The following is a 13,390-nucleotide window of genomic DNA, read 5'->3' as shown; positions in this document are numbered from 1 at the left end:
TCATCTACAACTAAATCAAAAGTGGTTGTATCATAACAATCTGGAGAAGTTGCATTTTCTATACGTACATACATCGTCTGTCCACCACTGCTGTAGTTAGCGGCAACTGGAGTAGCTCCACCTATAGATCCTAGATCAGCATCTGATTGAGAGACAAAGTATTCAATCGTAAAGTTTGCTGCGGTTTGAGATCCTAGAACTTCTGGGTTTCTAGAAGCTAAATCAAATACTTCAGATCCATTGTTTGATGGATCATCGCATAAACGGTATTCAGCTACTGGATTTGCGACTGGTGCAGGATCAAGAGTAACTGTAAAGGAAGTAGTTTCAAAACATGCTCTAGAAGCAGCATTTAAATTATTAGTAATACGAGCAAAAATAGTTGTCATATTTGCTGTAAATGAAAATGGCATTGTGATCGCTCCTGAATTATTATCAGCACCATTTTGAGATAAGAAGTAAGTCACAACAAAATCTGGATTAGTTTGAGCTCCTATAACTTGAGGAGATTCTAAGATTGTTAAATCATAATCCTCTGTGTTGTCATTATTCACATCACAAATCACAACATTTGTAACAGGATTTGCAACAGGTATTTCATAAATACTTATTACATCTACAGCTGTATTAGAGTAGAAGCCACTAGTTACAGTTAAAGTTACTGTGTAATCTCCAGGTGCAGGGAATGTATGCACAGGATTAAAAGTATTATCTGTCGTACCATCACCAAAGTCCCAAGAAACGGTTGCTGTAGCACAAAGACCACTACCACTAGAATCAAACTGAATAGGAGTTCCATCACAGAAGTCAGTAGTTGCATTATTATTTCCTCCACCGGTTCCTTGGTTAGCATCTGTTGCTAAGAAAGAAGGCTCAAAGAAAGAAGTGATAAAAGGTGGTAAACCTTCACGAGATTGAGAACCTGGAGTTAAAGCAACACCATCATCAACATAGTTTGCACCAGTTCCGACTGCATTAGGATCTCTAATTACTCCTAACCATGGTTGACAAACTCTAGCTTGATAAATTTTACCATCAATACCTAATTGTAAGGCACCACGACCTGATGCTGCACCAGTAACATTACCTAATGCGACTGGAGTAGTATTCCATCCAGCAGCACCGTTAATTTCAAACTGAATTACTTGTCTAATATTATTCGCTCCACAACCATTACCAGAATCTTGACTATTTGCGTTTAGATAAAGAAGTTGAGAATTAGGAGAAAACTCAGCACCATAAAAACGATTAGAGTTGCTAGATCCATTAGAAAGTGCAACGGGATTGTTTACAACACCTGTAGTGTTATTAAAGTCACACAACCATGCGGTTCCTTGATTTCCAATAGAAGTATTTGCTATTTTCGTACCGTTTGGAGATAATCTAAGGTAACCTCTTGCATCCGTAAGCGTACCTGTCGCAGCGACTGTGGAGCTAACAACTCTTGCTGGGTTAGTATCTATTAATCCTCCACCAGCTTTATAAGCAGTATAGGTAGGGTCATCATAAGTCACAATCCAGTAACGGTCACCATTTGAATTTAAGGCAGCAGTTACTTTCTCTTGTGTGTTTTGTTGAACAAGTATGTCACGTCTTCCAGGAACTACATCACCTAAACCTCCATTTAATGACATATCTACGATACTATATCTTAAACCAGCACCTGAACCAATGGTTACTACAAAATAAACATTACTTACTTGTAAGTCAGGAATTATAATGGCAGATTGCGCACTACTTGAGTTTCCTGAAAGTCCTGTCCCGTTAGGCATAGGAGCGCCGTTCCGATCCCAAATAGTAGTTCCATCTGAATACATTAATAAACTTCCACATTCATCTGATATGGTAGAACATCCTTCATCTGTATCGAGAGAACCTAAAGGTGCACCTAACGGAACTCCAGAACTAAAATCGACGGAAGCATTTGTGCCAAAAAACCACCAAGTAGCTTCACCTTGAGCTAGAGATAGTAATGGTAAAATGAATAAAAAAGTGAGTAAAATCTTTTTCATAAGAGTTGTTTTTAAGAGATGGAAAAATAAGCCAATTTTATGAGTTCTATGAACATGAAAATTCATCGATTAATAACAATGTTATTGACACTCTCAATTAACTTATTGCTTTGGTTTTTTAAGGTTAATGGTTTATCAGTTATATCTTAGATGCAGGTTTTGTTTAATAGTTGCGTCTATAATCCCATTAATTTTAATCTTTTTTATGAATCATAAAAATGGTAGGTCTTTTATGTAACTCAGGAACTTGTTTTTTCCATAGGTTCACAGACATTGTTTTTATGAATTCTGTAGGCAACGTGATATCGCAAGCTATACATACTTGAGTACTAGGATGAAGCTGTAATAATAACTCTTCCATCATTTTATTATTGCGATATGGTGTTTCTATAAATAATTGCGATTGTTGCTCATTAAAAGAACGACTTTCAAGCTCTTTTATTCTCTTGCGACGTTCCATATTATCTATAGGCAAGTAACCGCAAAAAGCAAAATTCTGACCGTTTAATCCACTTGCCATTACTGCCATGAGAATAGAACTAGGTCCTACTAGTGGAATGACTTGAATTCCTTTTTCGTGCGCGATTTTTATCACGTCTGCTCCAGGATCTGCTACTCCAGGAACACCAGCCTCACTCATCACGCCCATATCGTGCCCTGCTAAACAAGGTTCTAAGAATGATGGTATCTCGCTAGGTTCTGTATATTTATTAATGGCAAATAATGTTAAACCTGGCTGTGACTTTGAAGGGACAACACTCTTGATAAAACGTCGTGCAGTTTTCTCGTTTTCTACCACATAATGATCGATTTTTTCTACCACTTTTTTAATGGAAAGAGGTAATACTTCAAACGGACTGATGTCGCCCAGTGTTACTGGTATGAGATATAATTTACCTTTTTGACTCATATTTTTGGTTATAGATTAGCTTAAAAGTCATTGTTAAGCTATTGGTTTATTTAATCTCGCTTTCGCGAAAGCGTACTTATTAATATTCTATAATTTTTTTCACCCTTTTGTGTCTCAAATAGCTCTGTATGATGTGTCTAGAATCTCTATCATCTGGTATAGATGTGATTACTTTTCTAAGGATATCTGGATGGGTGACTTGAAATTGTAAATCGACAAAGCCATAACCTAGAATAACGCCGTTTTCTATCATTATAGCACTGCGCTCTGTTGTTTCTCTACCACGATCTACTATGATCATATTATGATTAGTAAATCTATGTTTATCAATAACTTCCTGCACTCTTACATTATATTCCTGAACAGATTCTTGTTGAATACACGCGCCTTTACATTCTTTGAGTTCATAATTAAAGCAACTGCTCGTCGTTTTTTCAAGACCCAGCATTTTTTTACAGAGTTGATGAGACTCAGAATAACGTTCCAAAAAAGCTTTTGCAGATTTTAATGAGCCAAAACTCGTTATATAATCCATGTCCTTTCCTATAATCTTCACCTTGAGCTGGAGATAACCATTTTTATCTACTGATGAATACAAACCATGTGTAAAGTTCTTTTTCTTAAGAGCTTTATTGAATACAGGTTGGTGCTTTTTAATTTCTATATTTTCTTTAAGTAATGCTATGAGTTCATTACCAGATTTCTCAAAAGAAATATCATGAACTATTTCTTGCAATTCCTGAGATCTACGTTGATGGCTGGTAAAGTGTTGAGTTGCTCGTTTTTTTATGTTTTTACTCTTACCTATATATATGATTTCATTATTTGAATCATACATGTAATAAACACCTATTACTGAAGGTGTTTTTTCAATAAGCCTTTTAAGGTTAGGTTCTACTTTTTTACGTGATATGGTTTTAAGACTCTTTGAGATAATGGATTTATCCAGGTCTTTATTGAGCAACATTTTAAAAAGCTTAACGGTAGCAAGTGCATCTCCAGTTGCCCTGTGACGATCTGTAATAGGAATTCCGAGAGAACGAGTGAGTTTTCCGAGGCTGTAACTTTCCTCGTCAGGCATTAACTTTTGAGCGAGTTCAACGGTACAGAGCGTTTCTATATCAAACTCATATCCTAGTCGCTCAAACTCCACACGCAGCATACGGAAATCAAAGTTTGCATTATGTGCTACTAGAACCGCACCATCCATAATTTCTATGATGCGCTTTGCTACTTCATAAAACTTGGGAGCTCTTACGAGCATTTCATTATTGATTCCAGTCAGTTTAACAACAAATGGCTGAATTTTGCGCTCTGGATTTACAAGACTAGAAAATTGATCGACTATTTCATGTCCATCAAATTTATAGATGGCAACTTCTGTAATGCCTTCTTCATTAAATTTCCCACCGGTTGTTTCTACGTCAACTATTGCGTACAATGAATATGTTCTTTAATCATTAAAAATAAAAGAGCAGCGCTATGGCGCTGCTCTTAACTATTGTTCTGGTTTCTAGATTTTTGAATCACCATAAATGGCGTTATACAAATCTGCGTAGCGCGCTTTTATGATGCGTCTCTTTAATTTCAACGTAGGAGTGAGGTGCCCATCTTCAATGGTCCATGCCTCAGGAGTGAGTTCAAACTTTTTAATACGTTCCCATTTTCCAAATTTCTCATTAAAAGTATCAATGTCTTGCTGGAATCTTTCCTTAACGCGTTCTTGAGAACATAAATCTTTCTTGTCTTTAAACTTGATGCCTTTGCGTTCTGCCCAGTCCTCAAGGAATTCAAAATTAGGTTGAATAAATGCAGCTGGCATTTTTTCTCCTTCACCTATCACCATTATTTGTTCAATGAAACGACTTTGTTTCATAGTATTTTCAATAAGCTGTGGTGCTATATATTTCCCACCAGAGGTTTTGAACATTTCCTTTTTACGGTCTGTAATTTTTAGGAATCCTTCACTATCTATTTCACCTATATCTCCTGTATGGAAATATCCATTTTCATCAATGGCTTCGGCTGTTTTTTCGGGATCTTTGAAATAACCCAACATACGTTGTGGACCGTTTATAATGATTTCACCATCGTCTGCGATTTGAACGTCTGTATTAGGTAATAATTTACCGACGGTTCCTATCTTAAATCCACCTTCTCGTAAATCATTTACTGAGATCACGGGAGAAGTTTCAGTAAGACCATAACCTTCCATAACTGGAACTCCAGCGGCGTTAAATACTCTTGCGAGTCTAGGTTGTAATGCAGCACTACCGCTAGCAATAGCTAATAGGTTTCCACCTAATGCTTCTTGCCATTTTGAGAAGATGAGTTTTTTTGCAATGCCTAATTTCTTTTCATACCACCATCCATTTGCTCCATACGGTTCCCATTCTAGACCGAGCTCCACAGCCCAGAAGAATAATTTTTTCTTGATACCAGTAAGATCTGTACCTTTTGCAATGATTTTATCATATACTTTTTCGAGTAATCGAGGCACAGCGCTCATTACTTCAGGTTTAATTTCTTTTAAATTATCTGATATCGTTTCTATCGACTCAGCAAAGTAAATTCCAGTTCCAGTATAGGTATACATATATTGAAGCATGCGCTCATAAATATGACATACTGGTAAAAAACTAAGCGCTTTAGATTGCCCCATTTCTAGAGGTAATCTACCTGCACTAGTAATGGCATTACTTGCAATGTTTTTATGAGAAAGCATAACACCTTTAGGACGACCTGTAGTTCCTGAGGTGTATATTAAAGTAGCCAGATCATCTTCACTAATAGCCGCCATTCTTTTCTCTAACTCTTCTTGATGTTCTTGAGAAGCTCCTAGTTCTTTTACTTCGTTCCAGCTTTTACAACCTTTAATATCATTAAAACTATACACTTCAATTAATGACGGTACTTGATCTTTAATGCTCATGACCTTATCACGAACTTCATCATCAGATACAAAAATGTATTTTGATTCACTGTGATTTAAAACATATTGATAGTCTTCTTCAGAAATAGTAGGGTAGATAGGTACATCTTGCGCGCCAGTTTGCATAATCCCTATATCCACGATATTCCATTCTGTACGATTCACAGATGAGATTATTGCGATTTTATCATGTGGTTGTACACCAAGAGATATGAGTCCGCGGGAAATAGCGTTTGCTTGATCCACAAATGATTGTGTGGATGTTTTTACCCATTCACCATTATGCTTTGTAACTAGAGCGTCTTCTCTAGGGAAATTTTCTAACTGATATTTAGGGAAATCAAAGAGTCTTTTAATTTGCATGTTCTACTGAAATGTTTAGTAATGCTAAATATAAGGAATAGGCAGCTTATTAAAACTGCAAAAAATAAAATAGATATTAACGATTTATATAGAAATACCCTGCTAAATCTTCTTGTTCAGGGATTTTTAAAATATAATAGTAGGTTCCAGCACCTAGTTGTGAATCTGAACTAATGGTATTACGTCCATTTGAAACACCGTTGAAGGAATTATCATAATTATCTTTTTGATAAACAAGAACACCCCATCTATTATATATAAATAATTGATTATCAGGTATGGTTTCAATTCCTCTTATGATTAAAGTATCATTGAGTCCATCACCATCGGGTGTCATCCCGTTAAAAACGGTTATTTCATTTCCTGCTTTAAGAATAGAGGCAATGGTATAGATTTTATATGCTTCACTATTTGCAACACGAGCAGTAATTGTTCCATTAGTAAAGTCACCAGTAATGGCATCATTACCTAAGTTGATCCATTGTTGTAGGGTTTCATCCCATGCTGCAATCCTTAAATCGTTCAAGTCATTTGCGGTAGCGACTATATTACTAGAAGCAGTCCATGTAAGCGTTAAGTCTACATCTTTAAGGCCATCAAAATACCAAAACTCAACCGTAGAAATCACATCCAGTGAAGGTACAAAGCTAGAAGTATTGAAGCTTGCTCCAAAAGTTGAAGGTGTGTTAGGATCTTCCTTAAAATAAGCTGCTTGAAATTGATGAATAACATTAAAGTTATTAATTCCTAACGGTTTGTTTTCAAAATCATCTCCTACGGGAAATAGAAATCCAAAATCTCCTTCAAACTGAGCAAAACCATCAATGTGATTTGTATTGCTTGCTCCATTATAAGTGTTGTCATTTAAGAACTTAAAAAGTGTATTTTGATTTGCTCGTGGTGTATTAATTCTCCCATTTGTAAAGGATACATTATCAGTTACTCCTAAAGAGGTAAATAGGTTTAAATCATCAAGTACATCTACTTCAAAATCTTCAAAATTCATTTGATTCACACCACTAAAGTTTAAAGTGCTATTTTGATTGTAAAAACCAGCCAATCCTTCATTATCAGAAGAGTTACCATCGTTAATAACATCGATATGGAAACCAACTTGCGATGTAGGATGCATTTTAAGATTACCATAATTTGCAAAAGCCTGTTGTGACAATGCATAATTACAACTTGCAAAAAATACGAAGATATGTAAGTAGTACTTCATCGTTTCTAATTTATTTGTTGCCATTCTGTACCGTCACTTTGTAACCAGAATACGGTATTTGCCGTGAGTACTGTAGTGTTGTTTCCTCCGCTATTTCTAAATGTTGAAATGGTTCTATTTCCATTTTGCGGATTCTTAATGACATAAATTCTACCAGTACAACTACTGGCTGCTGGTAACGTAATATTGTGGTTCCCATCAATGATAATCGTGTGGTGATTTTCTGTAAGTGTTAAATTACCAGTTGTTCTTAATATACTTAAAGAAAGTGATCCTTGAACTTGTAAAGTTGAATTAGCCACATTAAAACCTGCTTGACTATCGTCATAATCGCTATCCACAGGGACTTCTTGAGGATTCAAATTGATACCGAATCGGGTAGTAGCATCAGCAGATCCATTACTTCCTTGAACTCTAAAAAACTCTTTGTTAAACTGACCACGTCTATAATCATAACGTTTGAAAATAATAGGTTCAGGACCGTCATCACCTACGATAAATTCTAATCTTCCATCATTTGCTGGACCACCACTTCCTATTTCAAATAAGTCTGTTCCACCAGAACTACCCTTTAATCTAAAACTTCCATTAGGCGTGGTAAAGAACATAGGTTTATAAAAATTAGCTCCAGATGCTACAAACTGTAATGCCGCTACCGCATTATTACCTCTCAAATAGACCATTGGTTGATCATTATCAGTATAATCTGGAAAACCTTGGGTCAAACCAAGCGTTTGTCTACGGCCAAATTCTAGAATAGGTAAGTCATTAGATCGTATTTGCATTCTCACGTCATCTGTAGTTCCTAAAAAGTCAGCTGTGGTCGTACCTGCATTTCCATCAAATTCCCAATTGGATCCACTAGTAGATTCCCAACTGGAACTATTACCGTTGTATACATATACTTTTCCGTCCTCTTCAACATATACCATCAACCCAGCGGTAGGACTAGTTACTGTGGCAAGATTTGCGATGGTATCAATTTTGGGCATTCCCATTAAAGTATTGGGATTGATTTGCGCTTTCGCGAAAGCGAAACACAACATCATTACCATTAAACCTAATAATTTTCTATCGATGCGCTTCATAAATTACAAGTATTCCGTCGATGTAATTATCGACATTAATAACAAAACCGTCTGATGTAAAACTAGTTACACGAGCTGTAAGTAGTCCTAGAGCGTCTCCATTTTGGTTTCCATATCTTATTCCTATACAGTGATTGCTGGAGGCGTAACGAGAAATATCATTTATAGAATTCCCGCTTCCACCTACATAAATAACTTGTTGAACGGTTGTTCCATTATCATCTCGAGCAAATCCAGTCATGGAACCGAAGGAATTTGCTAAACCAGAATCGTTATTTCCAACAGCATTATCTGAGTTGATATTTGCGGTTTCAATGTTTGCATAAGCATGAAAGGTTACACTGGTAGGAGTAAATGGTAAACCTGAAATCGTGAAATTACCAGATGCGTTTATTTCCAATGCTCCTACAGTTACCACACTGCCACTTACCAGTATTTCTCTCCAGCCCGTATTGGTAAACTCGAGGACTCTGTTTAAATCGGTGTCATATACTAGAGCGCCTTCTTGAACTCCAGTGATGCTATTGATTTCGGTAGTAGTATATTGTGGTAGCCCGAGTAATGAATTGGGGTTTATTTGCGCTTTCGCGAAAGCGATACCCAACAAAATCATTACTAAACTCAATCTATTCCTCATAAAACGATTCATTATGGTAATCTAATTACAGTGAACATGAACTCTAAATCAATATCAATTTTAGGACTGGCACCATTATCATTATCACCTATGTTCACATTGAATCCATTTACATCTTGCCCGTAATAAGTAATGCCTGGATCATCATAATTAGAACCACCTGCTGGCGGACAGTTTCCATCACAATCCAATATGGTTAACTGGATGATATAGTTAGCATTAGGCAAAGCTGTAGTGAAGTTAATTCTATAATCTCCTTCATTAAGTCTAGTTGTAGTGGCTGTGTTCACACCAAAATCAGATAATAAAGTTCCTGCACCTGACATCTTACCAGCGGCGTAAATGGTAGGCATGTTCAAATATGCGCCGCCATCTGAGCCAACTTCTATTTGATTACCGGCATCGGTACTAACTACATTTGCAGTTTGTGCGGTGCTGTCCTCGTTAGTATAAGTAATAATACCAGTAGAAACATCTTGGGAAAGTGTAGTCACTGTTTCCAGATTAGCAACCAAGTCTGTGAAATCCAATTGAGTCGTAACGCCATCTTCATCCGTATAATCTAGATTGGTATCATCTGCATTTAATACTAAGGTAGTAAGTGTCTCAGCAGCATTAGTATCAATAGTTATTGGCGTTCCAGCTTCGTTGGTATAGGTAAATGTACCATCTGTATTGTCAACTAGAGTAGTAATCGTTTCCAGATTAGTTACTAAATCCGTAAAATCCAATTGAGTCGTTGTTCCATCTTCATCGGTATAATCTAGATTGGTATCATCAGCATTAAGAACTAAAGTTGTCAAAGTTTCAGCAGCATTAGTATCAATGGTCACTGGCGTTCCAGCTTCATTGGTATAGGTAAAAGTACCATCAGTATTGTCAACTAGAGTAGTAATCGTTTCCAGATTAGCAACTAAATCTGTGAAGTCCAACTGAGTCGTAACACCATCTTCATCCGTATAATCTAGATTGGTGTCATCTGCGTTTAGAACGAGCGTTGTTAAGGTTTCTAGTGCACTTACTGAAATTACTGTAGTTGCACCAGCCTCATTCGTATAAGTAAAAGTACCATCAGTATTGTCAACTAGAGTAGTAATCGTTTCAAGGTTAGCAACTAAATCTGTGAAGTCCAATTGAGTCGTTGTTCCGTCTTCATCGGTGTAATCTAAGTTGGTATCATCTGCGTTTAATACTAAGGTAGTAAGTGTCTCGACAGCATTGGTATCAATGGTTACTGGAGTTCCAGCTTCATTGGTATAGGTAAATGTACCATCAGTATTGTCAACTAGAGTAGTAATCGTTTCCAGATTAGCAACTAAATCTGTGAAGTCCAACTGAGTCGTTGTTCCGTCTTCATCGGTATAATCTAAGTTGGTGTCATCTGCGTTAAGAACCAAAGTCGTCAAGGTCTCGGCAGCATTAGTATCAATGGTTACTGGAGTTCCAGCCTCATTCGTATAAGTAAAAGTACCATCAGTATTGTCAACTAGAGTAGTAATCGTTTCTAGATTAGCTACTAAATCTGTGAAGTCCAATTGAGTCGTTGTTCCGTCTTCATCGGTGTAATCTAAGTTGGTATCATCTGCGTTTAATACTAAGGTAGTAAGTGTCTCGACAGCATTGGTATCAATGGTTACTGGAGTTCCAGCTTCATTGGTATAGGTGAAAGTACCATCTGTATTGTCAACTAGAGTAGTGATCGTTTCCAGATTAGCAACTAAATCTGTGAAATCCAACTGAGTCGTTGTTCCGTTTTCATCCGTGTAATCTAGATTGGTGTCATCTGCGTTTAATACTAAGGTAGTAAGTGTCTCAGCAACATTAGTATCAATGGTTACTGGAGTTCCAGCCTCATTCGTATAAGTAAAAGTACCATCTGTATTGTCAACTAGAGTAGTAATCGTTTCCAGATTAGCAACTAAGTCTGTGAAGTCCAACTGAGTCGTTGTTCCGTCTTCATCGGTGTAATCTAAGTTGGTATCATCTGCGTTTAATACTAAGGTAGTAAGTGTCTCGACAGCATTGGTATCAATGGTTACTGGAGTTCCAGCTTCATTGGTATAGGTAAATGTACCATCAGTATTGTCAACTAGAGTAGTAATCGTTTCCAGATTAGCAACTAAATCTGTGAAGTCCAACTGAGTCGTAACACCATCTTCATCCGTATAATCTAGATTGGTATCATCTGCGTTTAATACTAAGGTAGTAAGTGTCTCTACCGCATTAGTATCAATGGTTATTGGCGTTCCAGCTTCATTGGTATAGGTAAAAGTACCATCAGTATTGTCAACTAGAGTAGTAATCGTTTCCAGATTAGCAACCAAGTCTGTGAAATCCAATTGCGTCGTTGTTCCGTCTTCATCGGTATAATCTAAGTTGGTATCATCTGCATTAAGAACCAAAGTCGTCAAGGTTTCGGCTGCATTGGTATCAATAGTTACTGGAGTTCCAGCTTCATTGGTATAGGTGAAAGTACCATCAGTATTGTCAACTAGAGTAGTGATTGTTTCCAGATTAGCAACCAAGTCTGTGAAATCCAACTGAGTCGTAACACCATCTTCATCGGTATAATCTAGATTGGTGTCATCTGCGTTAAGAACCAAAGTCGTCAAGGTCTCGGCAGCATTAGTATCAATGGTTACTGGAGTTCCAGCTTCATTGGTATAGGTAAAAGTACCATCAGTATTGTCAACTAGAGTAGTGATCGTTTCCAGATTAGCAACCAAATCTGTGAAATCCAACTGCGTCGTTGTTCCGTCTTCATCGGTGTAATCTAAGTTGGTATCATCTGCGTTTAATACTAAGGTAGTAAGTGTCTCGACAGCATTGGTATCAATGGTTACTGGAGTTCCAGCTTCATTGGTATAGGTGAAAGTACCATCTGTATTGTCAACTAGAGTAGTGATTGTTTCTAGATTAGCTACTAAATCTGTGAAGTCCAACTGAGTCGTGGTTCCGTCTTCATCGGAATAATCTAAATTGGTATCATCTGCATTAAGAACCAAAGTCGTCAATGTTTCCGCAGCATTAGTATCAATAGTTACTGGAGTTCCAGATTCATTAGTATAGGTAAATGTACCATCAGTATTGTCAACTAGAGTAGTAATCGTTTCCAGATTAGCAACCAAGTCTGTGAAATCCAACTGCGTCGTTGTTCCGTCTTCATCGGTATAATCTAGATTGGTATCATCAGCGTTAAGAACCAAAGTCGTCAATGTTTCCGCAGCATTGGTATCAATGGTTATTGGAGTTCCAGCTTCGTTGGTATAGGTAAATGTACCATCAGTATTGTCAACTAGAGTAGTGATCGTTTCCAGATTAGCAACTAAGTCTGTGAAGTCCAACTGCGTCGTTGTTCCGTCTTCATCGGTATAATCTAGATTGGTGTCATCTGCATTAAGAACCAAAGTCGTCAAAGTTTCAGCAGCATTGGTATCAATGGTTATTGGCGTTCCAGCTTCATTGGTATAGGTAAAAGTACCATCAGTATTGTCAACTAGAGTAGTAATCGTTTCCAGATTAGCAACCAAGTCTGTGAAATCCAACTGAGTCGTAACACCATCTTCATCGGTATAATCTAAGTTGGTATCATCTGCGTTTAATACTAAGGTAGTAAGTGTCTCGACAGCATTGGTATCAATGGTTACTGGTGTTCCAGCTTCGTTAGTATAAGTGAATGTACCATCAGTATTGTCAACTAGAGTAGTGATTGTTTCCAGATTAGCAACTAAGTCTGTGAAGTCCAACTGCGTCGTAACACCATCTTCATCGGTATAATCTAGATTGGTGTCATCAGCATTAAGAACCAAAGTTGTCAAAGTTTCAGCAGCATTAGTATCAATGGTTATTGGCGTTCCAGCCTCATTCGTATAAGTAAAAGTACCGTCAGTATTATCAACTAGAGTAGTAATCGTTTCCAGATTAGCAACTAAGTCTGTGAAATCCAACTGCGTCGTTGTTCCATCTTCATCGGTATAATCTAAGTTGGTATCATCTGCATTAAGAACCAAAGTCGTCAATGTTTCCGCAGCATTGGTATCAATGGTTATTGGAGTTCCAGCTTCATTGGTATAGGTAAAAGTACCGTCAGTATTGTCAACTAGCGTAGTGATCGTTTCCAGATTAGCAATCAAGTCTGTGAAGTCCAATTGCGTCGTAACACCATCTTCATCCGTATAATCTAGATTGGTATCATCTGCGTTAAGAACCAAAGTCGTCAAGGTTTC

Annotated in this window: 8 protein-coding genes; all 8 read right to left on the bottom strand. The window is 37.2% G+C overall.

All coding sequences use genetic code 11. The annotated features are described in order from the left end of the window. A partial coding sequence (locus ACSHWW_RS13950; RefSeq protein WP_435683083.1) for a PKD domain-containing protein occupies positions 1–2,012 on the bottom strand: 2,012 nt, incomplete at its 3' end. 193 nt (positions 2,013–2,205) lie between these two features. Next, complete coding sequence (locus tag ACSHWW_RS13945) at positions 2,206–2,922, bottom strand: SAM-dependent methyltransferase (RefSeq protein ID WP_435683082.1); 717 nt, start codon at positions 2,920–2,922, stop codon at positions 2,206–2,208. A 79-nt stretch (positions 2,923–3,001) separates the two neighbouring features. Beyond that, positions 3,002–4,363, bottom strand: a complete 1,362-nt coding sequence (locus ACSHWW_RS13940) for an exonuclease domain-containing protein (protein WP_435683081.1) — start codon at positions 4,361–4,363, stop codon at positions 3,002–3,004. 72 nt (positions 4,364–4,435) lie between these two features. Further along, positions 4,436–6,217 (bottom strand): AMP-dependent synthetase/ligase, encoded by a 1,782-nt coding sequence (locus tag ACSHWW_RS13935; protein ID WP_435683080.1) that lies wholly within the window; start codon positions 6,215–6,217, stop codon positions 4,436–4,438. A gap of 76 nt (positions 6,218–6,293) precedes the next feature. Continuing rightward, positions 6,294–7,439, bottom strand: a complete 1,146-nt coding sequence (locus tag ACSHWW_RS13930) for a gliding motility-associated C-terminal domain-containing protein (protein ID WP_435683079.1) — start codon at positions 7,437–7,439, stop codon at positions 6,294–6,296. A 5-nt stretch (positions 7,440–7,444) separates the two neighbouring features. Then, positions 7,445–8,527, bottom strand: coding sequence for a hypothetical protein (locus tag ACSHWW_RS13925; RefSeq protein WP_435683078.1), 1,083 nt, complete (start codon positions 8,525–8,527; stop codon positions 7,445–7,447). Continuing rightward, positions 8,511–9,176: a hypothetical protein gene (locus tag ACSHWW_RS13920; RefSeq protein ID WP_435683077.1), complete on the bottom strand. Its 666-nt coding sequence runs from the start codon at positions 9,174–9,176 to the stop codon at positions 8,511–8,513. Before ACSHWW_RS13920 ends, ACSHWW_RS13925 begins: the two co-directional genes overlap by 17 nt. Further along, a partial coding sequence (locus ACSHWW_RS13915; protein WP_435683076.1) for a beta strand repeat-containing protein occupies positions 9,176–13,390 on the bottom strand: 4,215 nt, incomplete at its 5' end. The genes ACSHWW_RS13920 and ACSHWW_RS13915, both read right to left, overlap by 1 nt.

The organism is Nonlabens sp., assembly GCF_051251825.1.
Classification (GTDB): domain Bacteria; phylum Bacteroidota; class Bacteroidia; order Flavobacteriales; family Flavobacteriaceae; genus Nonlabens.
The sequence above is the reverse complement of the archived record's forward strand: the minus strand, read 5'-3'. Positions and strand labels throughout refer to the sequence as shown.